This is a genomic window from Sphingopyxis sp. RIFCSPHIGHO2_12_FULL_65_19, assembly GCF_001830555.1.
GTDB lineage: Bacteria > Pseudomonadota > Alphaproteobacteria > Sphingomonadales > Sphingomonadaceae > Sphingopyxis.
On sequence record NZ_MIAM01000053.1, the window covers coordinates 252 to 17,124 of the forward strand.

Annotated in this window: 22 protein-coding genes; 6 read left to right on the forward strand and 16 right to left on the reverse strand. The window is 63.9% G+C overall.

Annotated features, from left to right (window positions below; genetic code table 11):
* The coding region (locus tag A3E77_RS14870; RefSeq protein ID WP_293647313.1) for an FAD-dependent oxidoreductase at positions 1-496 on the forward strand (496 nt) is incomplete at its 5' end.
* Here A3E77_RS14870 and A3E77_RS14875 read toward each other — a convergent pair.
* Entirely contained in the window at positions 493-960 is a 468-nt protein-coding gene (locus A3E77_RS14875; RefSeq protein WP_293647315.1) for an EF-hand domain-containing protein, read from the reverse strand. The genes A3E77_RS14870 and A3E77_RS14875 overlap by 4 nt on opposite strands.
* A 136-nt stretch (positions 961-1,096) precedes the next feature.
* Between A3E77_RS14875 and A3E77_RS14880 the strand changes: the two genes are divergently transcribed.
* Complete coding sequence (locus tag A3E77_RS14880) at positions 1,097-2,002, forward strand: hydrogen peroxide-inducible genes activator (RefSeq protein WP_293647317.1); 906 nt, start codon at positions 1,097-1,099, stop codon at positions 2,000-2,002.
* Positions 2,003-2,037: 35 nt separating this feature from the next.
* On the opposite strand, the gene A3E77_RS14885 is transcribed toward A3E77_RS14880, so the two are convergent.
* Genes A3E77_RS14885 through pgsA form a run of 3 tightly spaced genes read right to left on the reverse strand, consistent with a single transcriptional unit; the run spans position 2,038 to position 3,312 of the window.
* Positions 2,038-2,478, reverse strand: coding sequence for a molybdenum cofactor biosynthesis protein MoaE (locus tag A3E77_RS14885; RefSeq protein WP_293647319.1), 441 nt, complete (start codon positions 2,476-2,478; stop codon positions 2,038-2,040).
* Complete coding sequence (moaD, locus tag A3E77_RS14890; RefSeq protein ID WP_293647321.1) at positions 2,475-2,732, reverse strand: molybdopterin converting factor subunit 1; 258 nt, start codon at positions 2,730-2,732, stop codon at positions 2,475-2,477. The genes A3E77_RS14885 and moaD overlap by 4 nt, the downstream gene beginning before the upstream one ends.
* Positions 2,733-2,739: 7 nt before the next feature.
* Entirely contained in the window at positions 2,740-3,312 is a 573-nt protein-coding gene (pgsA, locus tag A3E77_RS14895) for a CDP-diacylglycerol--glycerol-3-phosphate 3-phosphatidyltransferase (RefSeq protein ID WP_293647323.1), read from the reverse strand.
* A 147-nt stretch (positions 3,313-3,459) separates the two neighbouring features.
* Here pgsA and A3E77_RS14900 point away from each other — a divergent pair, with 147 nt between their 5' ends.
* Positions 3,460-4,731 carry an MFS transporter gene (locus tag A3E77_RS14900; protein ID WP_293647325.1) on the forward strand — a complete coding sequence of 424 codons (1,272 nt, stop codon included), beginning with the start codon at positions 3,460-3,462 and terminating at the stop codon, positions 4,729-4,731.
* Between the two features lie 7 nt (positions 4,732-4,738).
* Here the strand turns inward: A3E77_RS14900 and A3E77_RS14905 are convergent, their stop codons facing one another.
* The 3 genes from A3E77_RS14905 to nadC all read right to left on the reverse strand — a co-directional run bounded on the left by A3E77_RS14905 (position 4,739) and on the right by nadC (position 6,615).
* Positions 4,739-4,963, reverse strand: coding sequence for a hypothetical protein (locus A3E77_RS14905; protein ID WP_293647327.1), 225 nt, complete (start codon positions 4,961-4,963; stop codon positions 4,739-4,741).
* A 94-nt stretch (positions 4,964-5,057) separates the two neighbouring features.
* Positions 5,058-5,750 (reverse strand): ribonuclease T2 family protein, encoded by a 693-nt coding sequence (locus A3E77_RS14910; RefSeq protein WP_293647329.1) that lies wholly within the window; start codon positions 5,748-5,750, stop codon positions 5,058-5,060.
* A gap of 16 nt (positions 5,751-5,766) precedes the next feature.
* Positions 5,767-6,615: a carboxylating nicotinate-nucleotide diphosphorylase gene (gene nadC / locus A3E77_RS14915; protein ID WP_293647331.1), complete on the reverse strand. Its 849-nt coding sequence runs from the start codon at positions 6,613-6,615 to the stop codon at positions 5,767-5,769.
* Positions 6,616-6,720: 105 nt separating this feature from the next.
* Here nadC and A3E77_RS14920 point away from each other — a divergent pair, with 105 nt between their 5' ends.
* Entirely contained in the window at positions 6,721-7,851 is a 1,131-nt protein-coding gene (locus A3E77_RS14920) for an NAD(P)H-dependent flavin oxidoreductase (protein ID WP_293647333.1), read from the forward strand.
* A gap of 36 nt (positions 7,852-7,887) precedes the next feature.
* On the opposite strand, the gene A3E77_RS14925 is transcribed toward A3E77_RS14920, so the two are convergent.
* Positions 7,888-8,334, reverse strand: coding sequence for a peptidylprolyl isomerase (locus A3E77_RS14925; RefSeq protein ID WP_293647335.1), 447 nt, complete (start codon positions 8,332-8,334; stop codon positions 7,888-7,890).
* A 157-nt stretch (positions 8,335-8,491) separates the two neighbouring features.
* Between A3E77_RS14925 and mgtE the strand changes: the two genes are divergently transcribed.
* Both mgtE and A3E77_RS14935 read left to right on the forward strand, forming a co-directional pair.
* Positions 8,492-9,943 carry a magnesium transporter gene (gene mgtE / locus A3E77_RS14930; RefSeq protein ID WP_293647337.1) on the forward strand — a complete coding sequence of 484 codons (1,452 nt, stop codon included), beginning with the start codon at positions 8,492-8,494 and terminating at the stop codon, positions 9,941-9,943.
* Between the two features lie 223 nt (positions 9,944-10,166).
* On the forward strand, positions 10,167-10,295 hold the full coding sequence (locus A3E77_RS14935) for an entericidin A/B family lipoprotein (RefSeq protein WP_293647339.1): 129 nt from the start codon (positions 10,167-10,169) through the stop codon (positions 10,293-10,295).
* 32 nt (positions 10,296-10,327) lie between these two features.
* On the opposite strand, the gene tatC is transcribed toward A3E77_RS14935, so the two are convergent.
* The 8 genes from tatC to argS all read right to left on the reverse strand — a co-directional run bounded on the left by tatC (position 10,328) and on the right by argS (position 16,792).
* The gene (gene tatC, locus A3E77_RS14940) at positions 10,328-11,137 is read right to left on the reverse strand and encodes a twin-arginine translocase subunit TatC (RefSeq protein WP_293647341.1); all 810 of its coding nucleotides are present in this window, start codon (positions 11,135-11,137) and stop codon (positions 10,328-10,330) included.
* The gene (tatB, locus tag A3E77_RS14945; protein WP_293647343.1) at positions 11,134-11,505 is read right to left on the reverse strand and encodes a Sec-independent protein translocase protein TatB; all 372 of its coding nucleotides are present in this window, start codon (positions 11,503-11,505) and stop codon (positions 11,134-11,136) included. Before tatB ends, tatC begins: the two co-directional genes overlap by 4 nt.
* A gap of 32 nt (positions 11,506-11,537) precedes the next feature.
* Positions 11,538-11,768, reverse strand: coding sequence for a twin-arginine translocase TatA/TatE family subunit (locus A3E77_RS14950; protein ID WP_293647345.1), 231 nt, complete (start codon positions 11,766-11,768; stop codon positions 11,538-11,540).
* 25 nt (positions 11,769-11,793) lie between these two features.
* The gene (gene scpB / locus A3E77_RS14955; protein WP_293647347.1) at positions 11,794-12,387 is read right to left on the reverse strand and encodes an SMC-Scp complex subunit ScpB; all 594 of its coding nucleotides are present in this window, start codon (positions 12,385-12,387) and stop codon (positions 11,794-11,796) included.
* Positions 12,384-13,169: a segregation and condensation protein A gene (locus A3E77_RS14960; protein WP_293647349.1), complete on the reverse strand. Its 786-nt coding sequence runs from the start codon at positions 13,167-13,169 to the stop codon at positions 12,384-12,386. Before A3E77_RS14960 ends, scpB begins: the two co-directional genes overlap by 4 nt.
* A 7-nt stretch (positions 13,170-13,176) precedes the next feature.
* Positions 13,177-14,184, reverse strand: coding sequence for a beta-N-acetylhexosaminidase (nagZ, locus tag A3E77_RS14965; RefSeq protein WP_293647351.1), 1,008 nt, complete (start codon positions 14,182-14,184; stop codon positions 13,177-13,179).
* 107 nt (positions 14,185-14,291) lie between these two features.
* Positions 14,292-15,065, reverse strand: coding sequence for an SPOR domain-containing protein (locus A3E77_RS14970; protein WP_293647353.1), 774 nt, complete (start codon positions 15,063-15,065; stop codon positions 14,292-14,294).
* Positions 15,065-16,792, reverse strand: coding sequence for an arginine--tRNA ligase (gene argS / locus A3E77_RS14975; protein ID WP_293647355.1), 1,728 nt, complete (start codon positions 16,790-16,792; stop codon positions 15,065-15,067). Before argS ends, A3E77_RS14970 begins: the two co-directional genes overlap by 1 nt.
* Positions 16,793-16,873: the final 81 nt, after the last annotated feature.

Consider the following 16,873-nt stretch of genomic DNA (forward strand, 5'->3'; position numbering starts at 1 on the left):
CATGGTCGGTTTCCAGACCAAGCTGAAGCACGCCGCCCAGGTCGAATTGTTCCGCACCATCCCCGGGCTGGAAAAGGCCGAGTTTGCACGCCTCGGCGGGCTCCACCGCAACAGCTTCATTCGCTCGCCCGAACTGCTCGATGCGCAGCTCCGCCTCCGATCCGCGCCGCACATTCGCTTTGCCGGACAAATTACCGGCTGCGAAGGCTATGTCGAAAGCGCCGCGATCGGGCTGATCGCCGCCCGCTTCGCGATTGCCGAACTTGCGGGGCGCGATCTGCCGCCGCCACCCGCCGAGACCGCACTGGGCGCTTTGCTGGGGCACATCACCGGCGGCGCTGATGCGGCAAGCTATCAACCGATGAACGTCAATTTCGGCCTCTTCCCGCCGCTCGCGGACGACGTCCGCAAAAAAGACCGCAAACTGGGATATACGCAGCGCGCTGGTCGGGCGCTGGCCGACTGGGTCAAACTTGCCGACGGGGTCGCGGCCTAACAGCTACATTTCGGTTTGGCAGCTCGCTTCGGCGCGGTCGTCGCGAACTCGGCCCGCGTCAGGTCGCCCGACCTGTCGCGGTCGGCGCCGGCAAATCGCTCGCCCGTCGCGGCGGCCCATTCCTCGAAGGTCAGCAAATTGTTGCCGTCCCGGTCGAGCTTGCGGAACGCCGATGTCCGTGAAGACATCAGTTCGACGCGGCTGATCTTGTCATTCCGGTCGCGGTCGAAACGGTTGAATCGCCGTTCTTCGCGCGATGCCTCCTTGGCGGCGGGCAGCGCCGGCGGCGCAGGTCCGCGCTTCGGCGCACCCGCCGCTGCGACGGGAATGGCAGGCAACGCCGGCGGTGGATCGGGCAAAACTTCTTCCTCGGCGATCTGGGTATGGCCCTGCCACATGAACAAGCCGCCCGTCAGCAGCAGCGCACTCGCCACGCCGCCGACCAAAAAACGGGAAATCGCCATCCGCACCTCCGCCCCCGGTTGTCGGGACTAGCTATCACGATGCGGCATGGCGCCACAATAAGCGCCGCCATTCTGGAGCGGAAATTTAATCGAATAACCCTCTCGAATTTGCCTCAATGATTGCTACATTCGATCAATGCAACATTATCTTCCGTCCTTGAAACAGATGCAATATCTCGTCGCGCTGCACGAGCATGGTCATTTCGGGCGCGCCGCCGACGCCTGTAATGTGACCCAATCGACGCTGTCGGCGGGTATCCGGGAACTTGAAACCCTGCTCGGCCAGACGTTGGTCGAACGCACCCGCCGCGTCGTTCGGTTCACCGGCCTTGGCAATGCGATCGTCGACAAGGCGCATCGTGTCCTGCGCGAAGCCGAAGAACTGGCCGACATGGCGGCGGCCGCCGCCGCGCCGCTGGTCGGCGAACTCCGGATGAGCGTCATCCCGACGATCGCGCCCTTCCTCCTCCCCGGCTTGCTGCCGCGCCTGCGCAAGGAACGCCCGTCGCTCAAGCTCTTCCTGCGCGAAGAGCCCAGCGCACAAGCGTGCGAATCGCTCCACCACGGCACCGTCGATTGTGTGCTGCTCGCGCTGCCTTATGCGTGCGGCGACGTCGAGAGCGAGGCGTTGTTCGACGATGCGCTGTTTGTCGCCTTCCCAGGCGACCAGAGCGAAGATCTGCCCGCGATGGTCAGCGCCGACCAGATCGACCCCGCGCAAATGCTGATGCTCGAGGACGGGCATTGCCTGAAGGACCATGTCCTCGCCGCGTGCAACCGCCCCGAACTGCGCGCGGGCGCACGCATGATGGGAACTTCGCTCCACACGCTTGTGCAGATGGTCGACAATGGCCTCGGCATCACGATGCTGCCGCAAATGGCGATCGAGGCGGGCATCCTCGATCACACCGACATCGACACGCGCCCGCTCGATTCGGATCACGACTGGCGAACGATTGCGCTCGTATGGCGCAAGGGCAGCCCGCGCGCCGAAGAGTTCAGGATGCTGGCCGATATTTTTCGCAAGCATCAGGTCAGCTAGGACGGCTTCACTCCCCAGTCATGGGGGAAGGACGATTATCCCCACCGTTCCGCCCGCGCCGCATCGCCGTCACGCTGCTCGACCCAGGCTACACGTCCGTCGGCAAAAGTCTCGCGCTTCCACAGCATGACATCGGTTTTCAGCCGGTCGATCAGATATTCGCATGCTGCCAGCGCCTCGGCGCGATGCGGGCTGCTCGCGAGGACAAGGACGATCGTGTCGCCGGGTGCCATCGCACCGACGCGATGGATCAGCGTCAGCGCCGCAATCTGCCAGCGGTCCACCGCGCCATGGGCGAGATCGGCCAGCCCTGCCCCGGTCATCGTCGGATGATGATCGAGGAACAGCTCGGTCAGACCGTCGTCGCCGCGCACCCGGCCGATGAAACTCGCGCTCGCGCCATGGCCCCCGGCATCGTGGAGATCGAGTTCGGCGGCCACATCGATGGCCGCCGTCTGGACCAGGACGCGGATCACCCGCCCGTCACCGGCGGGAAAAGCGCAATTTCGCGGGCTCCCGCCAACGGTGAGCCGGGGCTCGCCATCACCCCGTCGATCGCCGCCCGAACACGCAGGGGGTCGGCAAAGGCGAGCGCCCCGCGATCGTCGCGCGCCGCCAGCCAAGCGACCAGCGCGGCGACGTCGGCCATGCCGGCCGGAACATCGACGACCTCTTCGGCCACCCCCATCCGCTCGCGCACCCACGCGAAATAGGCGATATTCAGCGCCATCGCCGCATCAATCCATATGCTTCAGGCCGACGCGCAGATAATCCCAGCCGGTGATCAGCGTCAGCACCGCGGCGCCCCACAGCGAGGCAAGCCCGACCGTCTTGATCCACGCCATCGCCGGAAGCGCCCCGGCAAGGATCAGCGCGCCAAAGGCGACGAGCTGGAACGTCGTCTTCCATTTCGCAAGCTGGGTGACGGGCATCGAGACCTGCAACGTCGCCAGAAATTCGCGCAGACCTGACACGATAATCTCGCGAAGCAGGATCATCAGCGCCGCAATGACATGATAGCCGGAAATATCGCGGGTAAACACCAGCAGCAGGATGACCGCCGCAATCATGATCTTGTCGGCGATCGGGTCCAGGAAGGCACCCAGCCGCGACACGATACCGCGCGACCGTGCAACATAACCGTCAAAATAATCGGTAATGCCCATCAGGCAGTACAGGCCAAAGGCGAGCGCATAGTCGACCGGCTTGGGCTGGTGCGATCCTTCGATCACCCCCGGCCACAGCAGGAACAGCAAGATGGGCACCGCCAATATGCGCGACAAAGTCAGGATGTTCGGAAGGCTGAGCATGGTCCCTGATTCCATCGCGCGCGTTATATGCAGCCCAAAATGGGCTTTGACCCTGCTTCCCCTAACCGATAAGCCCGCCGGGCGACAACCTTATTGCCCCACGGGGCGGGCGTTGTCCGGATGTCGGGACATAAAAGTGGATTTTCAATGACCGGTTCCTTTGCGCTGATGAAGCAACGCCGGTTCCTGCCCCTGTTTGCGACACAGTTCCTCAACGCTTTCAACGACAATTTCTACAAGATGGCGATGGTGATCCTGGTTACCTTCACCATCTACAAGGACCCGGAAACCGAGGCGTGGTTCAACGCGCTTGCGGGCGGTCTTTTCATCCTGCCCTTCTTCCTCTTTTCCGCACTTGCGGGACAACTCGCCGACAGCACGGACAAGACGCGGATGATCCGCGTCATCAAGACCGCCGAAATCTTCATCATGATCGTCGGCGCGATCGGGATCTGGTTTCACCTCGTGCCCGTGATGCTGCTCGCGCTCTTTGCGATGGGGATGCACTCGACCTTTTTCGGCCCGATCAAATACGCGATCCTGCCCCAACATCTGGAGGAGGACGAAGTGCTCGCCGGGACCGGCTGGGTCGAAGCGGGCACCTATATCGCGATCCTTGGCGGCACGATCGTCGGGGGCCTCACCCCGCCGCATATCGCCATTCCCGGCATTATCCTGGTGGCGATCATTGGGCGCCTGACCGCGACCTATGTGCCGGCGGCGCCGCCGGAAAAAGAAGCGGCGGGGATGGTCATCGACCGCAATGTCCTTCGATCGTCGTGGCAGATCGTCAATTCGACGATGCACATCCCGCGGCTGTTCCTCGCGATCCTCTCGATCAGTTTCTTCTGGGCCATCGGTGCCATCCTCGCGGCGCAGTTCCCGCCGCTCGTCAAAAACGCCCTCGGCGCCGACAACACGGTCGCGACGCTGTTCACCGCGATCTTCTCGGTCGGCGTCGCCATCGGGTCGATCGTCGTCAACCGACTGCTCAAGGGTCACGTCTCGGCGCGCTATTCGCCGGGGTCGGTGATCGTGATGGGGCTGTTCGTGCTCGACCTGTGGTGGAATGTCCGGGGATGGCACCATGTCGGCACCGGCCTGATGAACTGGCGCGACTTTCTGTCGCTGACCGCCGGCGATCGCATCATCCTCGACTTGCTCGGCATTGCGATTGCGGGCGGCATGTTCGTCGTCCCCCTCTATGCCTTTCTGACCACCACGGTCGCGAAATCGCAGACCGCCCGCACCGTCGCGGCGAACAATATCGTCAATTCAGGCTTCATGGTGGCGGCGACGCTGCTGCTCAGCGTGCTGATCGGAATTGGCCTGACGATCGACGACACACTGCTGATGGTCGCCGCGATGTGCCTCGTGTCCGCGGTTCTCGCGTGGAAGCTTCACAAGGCGTGCGATTAGGGTCTGATCAGATCAAGAACATCATCGTTGCGGTGAAGAACACCGCGAAACTCTGCAAAAACAGCTTCAGATCGCTGCCCGAAAAAATCGACACCGGCTCGCGGTGCGCTGCGAGGGCCGTTCGCAACTCGCGCTGCCAATCCTTGGGCGCGTTCAGCCGCGCGATCGTCAGCTGGCGCGCGCCATGTGCCCGGATCAGGCGGCGAATGTCGATATGATCGTCCGAATCCATGCCGCCAAAGCTAGGACGATGTTAACGAGTCGATAAGGTTAAAAGAGTGTTAACGCGGCGGCGTCCCGGCACGGGACGCTTCTGCTGGCGCGGGTTAAGCGCCCGGCAGCGCCCTGATGCGGATCGGACGACTGTCGCGAAGTCCGGTCTGAAAGGATTTGCACCGTGTCGGCTTCATTCGCGCGCCAAGACACAGGCGCACTTCCTTGAGCCAGCCCTGCCTGTCCGCGGACACCGCAATCATCGGCGCCGATATGCCGGGGTTCACCGCGACAAAGGCGCGGCGGATACTCCCCGCAGTCTGCGGTCTCGCACCAAGCCGCTTCATGTCGGGAAAACGCACCGCACGAAACAATATCTCGGCAGCCCGGAAATAGGCAGCGGGATTGGGGCTCATGCAGGTCCCGTGTTTCGCCCATTCATGCTGGATGAGCTGCGCCGACGGGGTCATGCACATATGTCGGCGCAGCACCGGCTGTGGGACGATCTTTGCCGGGCGGCACCATTGCGGATAACCGGGACTGTCGGTTTCGGGCCACAGGCCATGCAAGACCCAACCGAACCGCCCGCCCTCGCCCGAACATTGAAAACGGTCGCGCGCATCCTTGGGGTTGCGGACGCCCGCGCAATGCTGCGGCGACCAGCTCATGCTCAGCAAATAACCCGTCGTCTTGGGATTGCGCACGGGTTCGCCCCGCTTGGGCTGTTCGAGCCGCGGCACCGGGACGCGATCGGGGGCGCGGCATGTCAGGGCTTGCGCGTCGGCGGCCGCCGGAACGAAAGCCAACCCGAACAGGAGCAGTTTAGGCCAGCGCAAAGGCGAGGCCGATATCCGCCGCGGGCGCCGATTGTGTCAGACGGCCCACCGACACATAGGTGACACCCGTCTCGCCGATCGCCCGGATGGTGTCGAGCCGCACCCCGCCCGACGCTTCGGTCGGCACCGTCCCACCGACCAACGCGACACATTCGCGAAGCTGATCAAGGGTCATATTGTCGAGCAACAGGTGCGTCGCACCGGCAGCGAGAGCGGGCTCGACCTGCGCCACGCGGTCGACCTCGACGATGATGCTGGCGATCCCCGCCGCAACCGCGCGCCCAACGGCCTCCTCGACGGAGCCGGCCACCGCGACATGATTGTCCTTGATCATCGCCGCATCCCACAGGCCCATGCGGTGATTTTTCGCGCCGCCCATTCGCGTCGCATATTTCTCCAGCACGCGCAGTCCCGGGATCGTCTTGCGTGTATCGAGCAACGTTGCCGCGGTGCCGGCGAGCGCGTCGACATATTGGCGGGTCATCGTCGCGATGCCGGACAGGTGCTGGACCGTATTCAGCGCCGATCGTTCGGCGGTGAGCATGGCACGGGCATTGCCCGAAAGGCGCATCAAATCGCTGCCGGGCGCTGCCTGCGCCCCTTCCCCGACCAATGTCTCGATCTCCATCGCGGGGTCGAGCGCGCGAAAGAATCGCTCGGCAATGGGCAGGCCGGCGACGGTAATCGCATCGCGGCTGTCCATTGCGCCGCCGAAACGGGCGTCAGCGGGGATCGTCGCCATCGACGTGATATCGCCCTTTGCGCCCAGGTCTTCGGCCAAAGTGGCGCGAACAAAGGCATCAAGGTCGAAATCGGGCAAGGTAAAGTCGGTCATGCCTTCCGCGTTACCGCCGCCGCCCCGCAAATCAACTTGACGTTTACGTCAACTAACGCTGACATGAGTGTCAACCGGCGCTCAAGCCGATTTCGGAGAGGTCCTATGCAATCCCCTATCTGCACGATGCTCGGCATCGAATTTCCGCTGCTCGCCTTTTCACATTGCCGCGACGTCGTGGTCGCGGTGTCAAAGGCCGGCGGCATGGGGGTCTTCGGCGCCGCCTCGCTCCCACCCCAGCGGCTCGAAGAAGAACTTGCGTGGATCGACGCGCATATCGGTGGGCGTCCCTATGGCGTCGATCTGATCGTCCCCAACAGCTTCGCCGGCAAAGGCGAGGCCCGCGGCGCGATGCCCGCCATTCCGGCTGAGCATCAGGCCTTCGTCGCCGGCTTGCTCGAAAAACATGGTGTCGATGACGGCAATCTGTCGCTTCCCGCGGTCGGCGGAGGACTGGGCGAAAATATGACCGACGAAGGGGCCGCTGCGCTGCTCGAAGTCGCTTTCCGCCATCCGATCGGCTTGATCGCAAATGCGCTCGGCGTGCCGCCGCCGCTGATGCTCGAACTCGGCAAGCGACACCAGGTGCCGGTCGCCGCACTGGTCGGGACGCGCGACCATGCATTGGCGCAGGTTCACGCGGGTGTCGATATCCTTGTCGTCGCGGGCGGCGAAGCGGGCGGACATTGCGGCGAGGTCGCGACGATGGTGCTGGTGCCCGAAGTCGCGGCGGCGGTCGAAGCGGTCGGCGCGAACACGCCGATCCTGGCAGCGGGCGGCATCGTCACCGGACGTCAGATGGCGGCCGCGATGGCGATGGGCGCCCATGGCGCATGGACCGGGTCGGTCTGGCTGACGACGGCGGAGGCCGAAATAAACCAGGTGGTGAAGGAAAAGATGCTCGCCGCCTCCTCGCGCGACACCGTCCGATCGAAAAGCCGTACCGGCAAACCGTCGCGCCAGCTCCGCTCGCCCTGGACCGATGCATGGGAAGCCGAGGGCGCACCCAAGCCGCTGCCCATGCCGCTGCAATCGCTGGTTAGCGAACCGGCGCTGCGCAAGGTCGATAAATTGTCAGAGGGCGGCCACGAAGGCGCAAAGGCGCTCGCCACCTATTGGGTCGGCCAGGGCGTCGGCCTGATGAACGAGGCGATGGGCGCCGGCCAGGTCGTGCAGGAGTTCAAGCAGGACTGGATCTCCGCCTGTGAACGGCTCAACGGCTTTATCGGCGACTAGTCAAAAAAATCCCCGCCGAAGCGGGGATTTCCTGAATCAGCTGATGGTCGCCTTGACGATCTTGCCGGGCTCGCGCGGCGGCTCGCCCTTGGGCAGCGCGTCCACATTTTCCATGCCTTCGATCACTTCGCCCCACACGGTATACTGGTTGTCGAGGAAGCGTGCGTCGTCAAAGCAGATGAAAAACTGGCTGTTCGCGCTATTCGGGTTCTGCGCGCGCGCCATTGAACAGACGCCGCGAACATGCGGCTCGCTGCTGAATTCCTGGGGCAGGTCGGGAAGTTCGCTGCCGCCCATGCCGGTGCCGGTCGGATCGCCGCCCTGCGCCATGAAACCCGGAATCACGCGGTGGAAGACGACATCGTCATAAAAGCCTTCGCTGGCGAGCGACGAGATGCGTTCGACATGCTTCGGCGCGAGATCGGGGCGAAGACGGATGACGACGTCGCCGGTCGACAGCGAAAGGGTGAGCGTTTCGGACATGGGTGAACTCCTGCGGTCTGTGTTGGGGGGTCCCATAGCCGCCGCCGCCGCCAAAGCCACGCATTAAATGCGGAAAAGGCGTTCCCGACGTTGCCATCGGCCGGTCACGGCACTAGGGCAAAATCGGACGCCGCAAGAAACCAGGGAGGACCGCGCGATGGACAAACGCGAAGATTCCCTGCCGCCGGACGATGCGGTCATCGCCGACGATCGCAGCCGCGACCCCCCGCCGCGCGAAATCGAAACCGAACTGGACGAGGATGATCGGCTGAAACCCGAATTCGTCCGCGACGTCATCGAGCTTGCCGAGGCAGGCGAAGGCGAGGCCGCGCGCGAACGGATCGGCCGCCTCCACCCCGCCGACATCGCCGACCTGTTCGAGCTGGCCCGCGCCGACGAGCGTCCGATGCTCGCCGCGGTGCTGGGGGACATGCTGTCCGCCGACGTGCTGGCGGAAATGAACGATTATGTCCGCGAGGAACTGATCGACCTGCTCGCGCCCGAGCAAGTCGCCGAACTGGCGGCCGAACTCGACACCGACGACGCCGTCGCGATCATCGAGGACATGGAGGAGGACGAGCAACAGGCCGTACTCCAGGCCATGGAACCCGAAGATCGCGCCGCGATCGAAGACGCCCTCTCCTTTCCCGAGGAATCCGCCGGGCGCCTGATGCAGCGCGACCTGGTCGCGGTGCCCGAGCATGTGACCGTTGGCGACGTCATCGACCGTTTGCGCGAAGACACCGACCTGACCAGCGACTTCTGGGAAATTTATGTCGTCGATCCGATGCACCGTCCGGTCGGCACCTGCCAGCTGAGCTGGATCCTTCGCACCCCGCGCGACATTGCAATCAGCGACGTGATGAAGCGCGAGCAGACGCTGATCCCGATCGACATGGACCAGGAAGAGGTTGCGCTGCGGTTCCAGAAATATGCGCTGATCTCGGCCGCGGTCGTCGACAAGGGCGGGCGACTGGTCGGCATGATCACGGTCGATGACATCGTCCACATCATCCAGGAAGAAGCGGGCGAAGACATTTTGCGCCTCTCCGGCGCCGGCGACGGCGACATCAACGAACCGATCCGCGAAACCTACAGCGCGCGCGTCCGCTGGCTCGTCGCCAATCTTGGCACCGCGCTCCTCGCCTCTTCGATCGTCGGCTTTTTCGGCGGCGCGATCGAGCATATGGTCGCGCTCGCCGCGCTGATGCCGATTGTCGCGGGGGTCGGCGGGAACGCAGGAACGCAAACGCTTGCGGTCACCGTGCGCGCCCTCGCGATGAACCAGCTGACCGAGTCCAACAGCTGGCGGGCGATCTTGCGTGAGATGAAGATTGCACTGCTCAACGGCGGGACGATCGCCTTGATCGCGGGAACCGCAACCGCGCTGTGGTTCGGCAATCCCCAGCTCGGCGGCGTCATCGCTGCCGCGATGATCGTGAACATCTTTGTCGCGGGCGTTGCGGGGGTCGCCATCCCGCTATTGCTCGACCGGCTCGACCAGGACCCCGCCGTCGCGAGTTCGATCTTTGTCACCATGACCACCGATTCCATGGGTTTTCTGGCCTTCCTCGGCCTAGCGGTGCTCAGCGGATTGACCACGCTTTGAAATCAAACCACTGGAATCCGGGCGATTCCTGATCGGTCGAAAAAAATTTCAACGATGCGATTTTTTTGGGGAACTTATCGATTGTTCCGGTCGTTTCCCATTCGAGCAGCGGTCATCGCCCCCCCGCAGCGCTGCTCAGCAACATTGGCCCGGTCCGCATTTCCCTCCCCCCCTCGAAAGCGTGCCGGGCCATTTTGCATCGCATCCAGAGAGGTTTGAAAAAATGACGAGTTTCCGCGCTATCATTCTCGCCGTTTTGGCAAGTGTCGTCGTTACCGGCTGCAACACCGTCAAGGGTGCGGGCCGCGATATCGAATCGGTTGGTCAGGCAGGCAGCGACGCCATCGACTGATCGGGCGACCGCCGCGAGCTTACTCGCTTACCCTAAGCCTCTTCGAGAGGCTCGACAGGCGCCTCTTGGGCGCCTGTTTTGCGTCGGCGCTGCGTGAACCAGATCGCAAATATCGAAATTTCGTATAGCAGGATCAACGGCACCGCGAGCAGAAACTGGCTCAAAATATCGGGCGGCGTCGCGACGGCGGCAATCGCAAAGGCCGCGACGACCATATAACGCCGTGCCGACACAAGTTGCTCGCGCGTGACGATGCCAGCGCGTTCGAGCAGCATCAGCAGGATCGGCAACAGGAAACAGATGCCGAACGCCATGATGAACTGCATGATGAAGCTCAGGTAATTGGCGACCGACGGCAGCGCCTCTTGCTGAATACCGCCCAGATCGCCCTGAAAACCGAGCAGGAATCGCAGCGCGACGGGCACCGTCACAAAATATGCCAGGCTCGCGCCCGCGGCGAACAGCACCGGTGTCGCGAACAGAAAGGGCAGCAATGCGCGTTTTTCCTGCCTGTAGAGGCCGGGGGCGACAAATTTCCAGAGCTGGTTGGCGATGACCGGAAACGCGATCATCATGGCCGCGAACAGCGCGACCTTGATCTGGACGAAAAACGCCTCGAACAGCTGGGTATAGATGATCCGGCCCTGCCCGGCCGCAACCAGAGGCTGGACGAGCACGCGGAATATATCCTCCGCGAAATAGAGGCAGACGCCAAAGGCCACCGCGATCGCCAGCAGCGATTTAAGCAGGCGTGACCGCAATTCGATCAAATGATCGAGCAGCGGCATCTTCCCGCCCGCACCATCGTCGTCGCCGGGCGTCACGACTGTTTCTTCGCTCATGGCAATGGTCCGTCGCGCGGGGGAACGTCATGCGTTTCGGGTTCCGCAGGATTTGGCTCCGCGGGCCGTTCGCGATCGTCTTTCTGGATATTGACCGGAGCAGAGGGTGCGGGAAGGTCGGCGCCATCGATGCGGGGGAATTCGCGCATGATCGCGTCATTCTGTTCGCGCCACTGCTTTTCGAGCTCTTCCAGCTCGGCCTCGCGCATCATCGTATCCAGCCCGGAACGGAAATGGCGCGCCATCCCGCGCGCTTTCCCCATCCATTTCCCGACGAAGCGCATCGCTTTGGGGAGGTCCTTGGGGCCGATCACCACCAGGGCCACCACCACGACGAGCAGCAACTCGGTGGGCGCAACGTCAAACATGAACTAAAACTTCCCCCGCAAGCGGACGATGGTCAGAGCTTGTCGTGCTCGGCCGTCGGCATCGGCGCCGCGTCGGGCGCACGCTGGCCTTCGATATGCTTGGGGGCGGGCGTCGTCGGGCCGTCGTCTTCCGACATGCCCTTCTTGAAGCTTTTGATACCCTTGGCGACATCGCCCATCATGTCCGAAAAACGGCCCTTGCCGAACAGGAGCAGGACGAGAATCCCGACCACGAGCCAGTGCCAGATGCTGAAGCTACCCATCTTAAATTCTCCTTGAGGCCGTCATCTAGGCCTCTTCGCCGTCTTTTACTAGGTCCAGCTCGCCCATCGCTTCCTCGAAAGCGAGGTCGACCGGGTCGAGCAGCCCCGCCGCGCGCAAATCCTCGATACCCGGCAGGTCCTTGCGGCTGTTGAGACCGAAATGTTGCAGGAACGCGTCGGTCGTCTTGTAAATCAGTGGCCGCCCCGGCACTTCGCGCCGTCCTGCGGGCGCGATCCATTCGGCCTCCATCAACACGTCCAGCGTTCCCTTCGACGTCTGGACGCCGCGGATCGCTTCGATTTCGGCGCGGCTGACGGGTTCGTGATAGGCGACGATCGCCAGCACTTCGGCGGCGGCGCGCGACAGCTTGCGCGGATCGTCGCGCTCGCGGCGCAGCAGGTGGGCCAGATCAGCGGGGGTCTGGAAATGCCAATGCCCGCCGCGATCGACCAGTTCGATTCCGCTTCCGGCATGCCGCGCGGCGATCGCCTGGATGATCGCCCGGACATCGCCCGGGGCTATCTCGCCGCCCAGCCGACTCGCCACCTGACGCGCGTCGAGCGCCTCGTCGCTGGCGAAAAGCATCGCCTCTATAGCGCGTTCAAGATCGTCGATCATGCCCCTGGCTCCATCGCCGCTGCCTTCAGGAAAAGTGGCGTGAATGCGCCGTCCTGCTTTAATTGCACCCGGCCTTGCCGCGCCAGTTCGAGCGCGGCAACAAAACTCGACGCAATGGCAGAGCGGCGAAGCGGCCCATCATAATCGGCGGGCAGGAAATCCGAAAGCTCGGCCCAGTCGAGCTTGACCCCCAGCATCCGTTGAAGATGATGAAGCGCGGCGTCGAGCGTGATCACCGGACGCCGCGAAACCATGTGGACGACGGGTTCGGCGCGCAGCTTGACCTGACCATAGGCCGATAACAGGTCATAGAGGCTGGCGTCCCAGCGGCGTACGCGCACGTCGTGCAATCCTTCGGGTTTGGCGCGCAGAAAAACGTCGCGTCCGATCCGGTCCCGCGCGAGCAGCCGTGCCGCGGCATCGCGCATCGCCGCGAGCCGCTGGAGCCGCAGTTGCAGGCGTAACGCCAGCTCATCGGGCGACGGGTCTTCCAGCGGGTCCTTGGGCAACAACAGCGCGGATTTCAGATACGCCAGCCACGCCGCCATCACCAGATAATCCGCCGCGACCTCCAGCTTCAATTCGCGCGCTTCGGTGATGAAGGTCAGATATTGTTCGACCAGCGCGAGGATCGAAATCTGCTTCAGGTCGACCTTCTGGTTGCGCGCGAGCGCCAGCAGCAGGTCGAGCGGGCCTTCCCAACTTTCGAGCGAAAGCTGCAATGCGTCGTCGCGTTCGGGCGCTGCCGGTGCAATCTCGAAATCGAGCGGCAGTTCGTCCATCGGCGCGTCAGGCCATCGCCAGCAGCGCATCGCGCTGGTTGACCAGCGTCGCAAAGGCCCGATCGCCGCCGCCGCCCGAAACCCGGTCCATGGCACCTTCGAGGCGCGCCCGCGACACCGTGCTGATCGGATCGAGCGCATTGGCGATGCCGATCATGTCGTCCATCTTGCCCCAGCAATTGAGCGCGATGTCGCACCCCGCCGCCACGGCCGCGGCGGCGCGCGAAGGGACATCGCCCGACAACGCTTCCATATCCAGATCATCGCTCAGAAGCAGGCCGTGGAACCCGATACGCTGGCGGATCACGCTGTCGATGACGACCGGCGACAGCGTGGCAGGCCGGTCGGGGTCCCACGCCGTGAAGACGACATGGCAAGTCATCGCCATCGCCGCGTCGCGGAGCGCCGCAAAGGGTGCAAGATCGGTCTGGAGATCGCGGTCGAGTGCCGTGACCACGGGCAGTTCCTTGTGCGAATCGAGCAAGGCCCGACCGTGCCCCGGAATATGCTTGACGATCCCGACCACGCCGCCGTCTTGCAGGCCGTTGAGGATGGCTCGGCCGAGCGCCGCAACGCGCATCGGTTCGCTGCCCAGCGCGCGGTCGCCGATGACGTCGCTTGCGCCCGGCTGGCGGACGTCGAGCAGCGGCAGACAATCGACCGTGATGCCGACTTCGGACAACATCGCGGCGAGCGCCATGGCGTTGAGCCGCGCCGCCTCGATCGCGCTCGCCGGCGCGCGTTCATACAGCGTGTCGAACGCCGCGCCGCTCGGAAAAGCGGGCCATTCGGGCGATTTCATCCGCGCCACACGGCCGCCCTCCTGGTCGATCAGGATCGGCAAATTGGCACGCCCGTCGATCGACCGGAGTTCGTCGGTCAGGCGCCGGACCTGTTCACGGTTTTCGATGTTGCGCCCGAACAGGATATAGCCCGCCGGATCGCTGTCGCGAAAAAAGGCGCGCTCATCATCGGTGAGGGTCAGGCCCGACAGGCCAAAGATCGCGGGTATCATCGTGCGTCAAACTCCATCGGTCACCGCCCTGTCAGACCGCGACCAAGGTCCGATCATGCCATAGCGGCTCGATAGCTCCAACGGAGTCTGCGGCCAAACGGGCCGAATCAGCGAACGATGACGCAATTTTCACCGGCGACGCGCAGTTTTCCGCACAAATTCGCGGCATTTGCGGCTGTCCCCGCTGCCACCCGCAAACGATAGACGGTGCCGTCGCCGACCTTGGCGGGGGATACCGACTTGTTGAGTTCGGCCAGATAGGCGAAACGCTTGGACAAATTGGTCCATGCCTTGGCCGCCGCCGCGTTGCTGCTGAATGCGCCGAGCTGGATCATCGCGCCGCCCGATGCCACAGGCGCCGTTTTCGCGGCCGCATCGGGCGTCTTTGCCGACACTGCAGCCGACTTGGCTTTCGCCTTGTCCGCTGGTGCGGCTTTCGTCGCCTGCGCCGCCGCGGTTTTATCGGCGGTCGCCTTGGCCGCCGCCGCTTCGCGCTCTTGCGGTGTCACCGCCGGCTCTTCGGGCATCCGCGAGGGGTCGACCTTGCCGGCGGGTTCGGCGCCTTCGCTGGCCGAAAAGCTCGCATCGCCCTCGCCATCGAACGTCTTGGCCCCGTCATTCTTCGGGGCGACCTTGTAGTCGCCCTGCTGCGCGGCGATCAGTTCGCCCTTACCCCGCGCACCGCCGTTCTGGACCCACCACAGGCCGCCGAGCACCGCCCCGATCAGGAGCAGCCCGCCGAGCACCATCACGAGCAGGCGCGCGGGCGATACTTCGCCATCCTCCTCGAACCCGTCGGCGGCTTCAAGCCACGGCAGTCGGTCATCATCCTCCAGCCCCAGCCCCGCATCCGCCTGTCCGGCGCCCCTATTCTCGGCCATCAAACCAACTCCTCGATCGCCTCGACCCCCATCAGGTTCAGCCCGTTGCGGATAACCTGCCCGATTCCGTCGGCCAAATAAAGGCGCGTCGCAGTCAGTTCGGGATCATTGTCGATCACGATGCGAAGGCCGGGGTCGTCGTTGCCGAGATTGTACCAGGCGTGAAATGCCGCGGCGACGTCAGCCAGGTAGAATGCGATCCGGTGCGGCTCGCGCGCCGACGCGGCGGCCTCGACCGTCCGCGGGAACTGGGCGAGCAACTTGATCAACCCGAGCTCGTGCATGTTGAGGCGCGCCGGAACGGGCGCCGACAACGCGATCCCCGCCTCCCCCGCCTTCTTGCGCAGGCGCGAGATACGGGCGTTGGCATATTGCAGATACCAGACCGGATTGTCGCGCGACGCCTCTACCACCTTCGCAAAGTCGAAATCCATCTGGGCGTCCGCCTTGCGGGTCAGCATGGTGAAACGCACCGCATCCTTGCCGACTTCGTCGACGACATCGGCCAGCGTCACGAAATTGCCCGCGCGCTTCGACATCTTGAACGGCTCGCCATTCTTGAGCAAGCGGACCATCTGGACCAGCTTGACGTCAAAACGCGTCTTGCCGCCGGTCAGCGCGGCCACCGCGGCCTTGATCCGCTTGACCGTCCCCGCATGGTCGGCGCCCCAGATGTCGATCAGCTCATCGGCATTCTGGCTTTTCTGGAAATGATAGGCGAGGTCGGCGCCGAAATAGGTCCAGCTGCCATCCGATTTCTTGATCGGACGATCCTGATCGTCACCGAATTGCGTCGAGCGGAACAGCGGCAGTTCGACCGGCTCCCAATCTTCGGGCGTTTCGCCCTTTGGCGCTTCGAGCACGCCGTCATAGACCAGGTCATGGTCCCGCAGCCATTTCTCGGCCGCGGCGGGCTTGCCCTCGGCCTGGAGCTCGGCTTCGGACGAGAACAGGTCATGGTGGATGCCCAGCTTGGCAAGGTCGGCGCGGATCATGTCCATCATCGCGCTCACCGCCTCGGCCCGGAACAGGCCCAGCCAGGCGCTTTCGGGCGCGCCGACAAAGCGGTCGCCATATTCGGTGGCAAGCTTGTCCGCGACGGGCATCAGATAATCGCCGGGGTAGAGCCCTTCCGGGATCGCGCCAATGTCCTCGCCCAGCGCTTCGCGATAGCGCATGTGGACCGACCGCGCGAGGACATCGACCTGCGCACCGGCATCGTTGACATAATATTCGCGGATGACGTCGTGGCCCGCATATTCGAGCAGCGCGGCGAGTGCATCACCGACAACGGCGCCGCGGCAATGCCCGACGTGCATCGGGCCGGTCGGGTTCGCCGAAACATATTCGACGTTGACGCGCCGTCCCTTCCCCATCGTCGAACGGCCATAATCGCAGCCTTCGCTATGGATCGCGGCAAGTTCGTCGCGCCAGCTGTCATCGACGAGGCGCAGGTTGATGAAGCCCGGACCCGCGACGCTTGCTTCGGTCACCTCATCAAGCGCGGCGAGCTCGGCGACGAGCAGTTCGGCCAGCGTGCGCGGGTTCATGCCCGCTGGTTTTGCAAGCACCATTGCCGCGTTGGTCGCGATATCGCCATGCGCGGGGTCGCGCGGCGGCTCGACGCTGACCGCCGAACGGTCGAGACCTTCAGGCAGGGCGTTGCGGGCGACCAGCGCGTCGAGCGCAGTGTCGATATGGTCTGAAAAGCGGCTGAACAGGGTCACGGTCGGGGCCTATCTTCGATCGGAAAATGACTTGCGCGCGCCCTATCGCAGCTTGGGGCACGCGAAAAGCCCTGCGTCACC

Bases quoted from the DNA above. Each gene is read 5' to 3' on its own strand.
- A3E77_RS14875 (WP_293647315.1), bottom strand. From the start codon at position 960: ATGGCGATTTCCCGTTTTTTGGTCGGCGGCGTGGCGAGTGCGCTGCTG.
- A3E77_RS14880 (WP_293647317.1), top strand. From the start codon at position 1,097: ATGCAACATTATCTTCCGTCCTTGAAACAGATGCAATATCTCGTCGCG.
- moaD (WP_293647321.1), bottom strand. From the start codon at position 2,732: ATGGCGCTGAATATCGCCTATTTCGCGTGGGTGCGCGAGCGGATGGGG.
- pgsA (WP_293647323.1), bottom strand. From the start codon at position 3,312: ATGCTCAGCCTTCCGAACATCCTGACTTTGTCGCGCATATTGGCGGTG.
- A3E77_RS14900 (WP_293647325.1), top strand. From the start codon at position 3,460: ATGACCGGTTCCTTTGCGCTGATGAAGCAACGCCGGTTCCTGCCCCTG.
- A3E77_RS14905 (WP_293647327.1), bottom strand. From the start codon at position 4,963: ATGGATTCGGACGATCATATCGACATTCGCCGCCTGATCCGGGCACAT.
- nadC (WP_293647331.1), bottom strand. From the start codon at position 6,615: ATGACCGACTTTACCTTGCCCGATTTCGACCTTGATGCCTTTGTTCGC.
- A3E77_RS14920 (WP_293647333.1), top strand. From the start codon at position 6,721: ATGCAATCCCCTATCTGCACGATGCTCGGCATCGAATTTCCGCTGCTC.
- A3E77_RS14925 (WP_293647335.1), bottom strand. From the start codon at position 8,334: ATGTCCGAAACGCTCACCCTTTCGCTGTCGACCGGCGACGTCGTCATC.
- mgtE (WP_293647337.1), top strand. From the start codon at position 8,492: ATGGACAAACGCGAAGATTCCCTGCCGCCGGACGATGCGGTCATCGCC.
- A3E77_RS14935 (WP_293647339.1), top strand. From the start codon at position 10,167: ATGACGAGTTTCCGCGCTATCATTCTCGCCGTTTTGGCAAGTGTCGTC.
- tatC (WP_293647341.1), bottom strand. From the start codon at position 11,137: ATGAGCGAAGAAACAGTCGTGACGCCCGGCGACGACGATGGTGCGGGC.
- tatB (WP_293647343.1), bottom strand. From the start codon at position 11,505: ATGTTTGACGTTGCGCCCACCGAGTTGCTGCTCGTCGTGGTGGTGGCC.
- A3E77_RS14950 (WP_293647345.1), bottom strand. From the start codon at position 11,768: ATGGGTAGCTTCAGCATCTGGCACTGGCTCGTGGTCGGGATTCTCGTC.
- scpB (WP_293647347.1), bottom strand. From the start codon at position 12,387: ATGATCGACGATCTTGAACGCGCTATAGAGGCGATGCTTTTCGCCAGC.
- A3E77_RS14960 (WP_293647349.1), bottom strand. From the start codon at position 13,169: ATGGACGAACTGCCGCTCGATTTCGAGATTGCACCGGCAGCGCCCGAA.
- nagZ (WP_293647351.1), bottom strand. From the start codon at position 14,184: ATGATACCCGCGATCTTTGGCCTGTCGGGCCTGACCCTCACCGATGAT.
- A3E77_RS14970 (WP_293647353.1), bottom strand. From the start codon at position 15,065: ATGGCCGAGAATAGGGGCGCCGGACAGGCGGATGCGGGGCTGGGGCTG.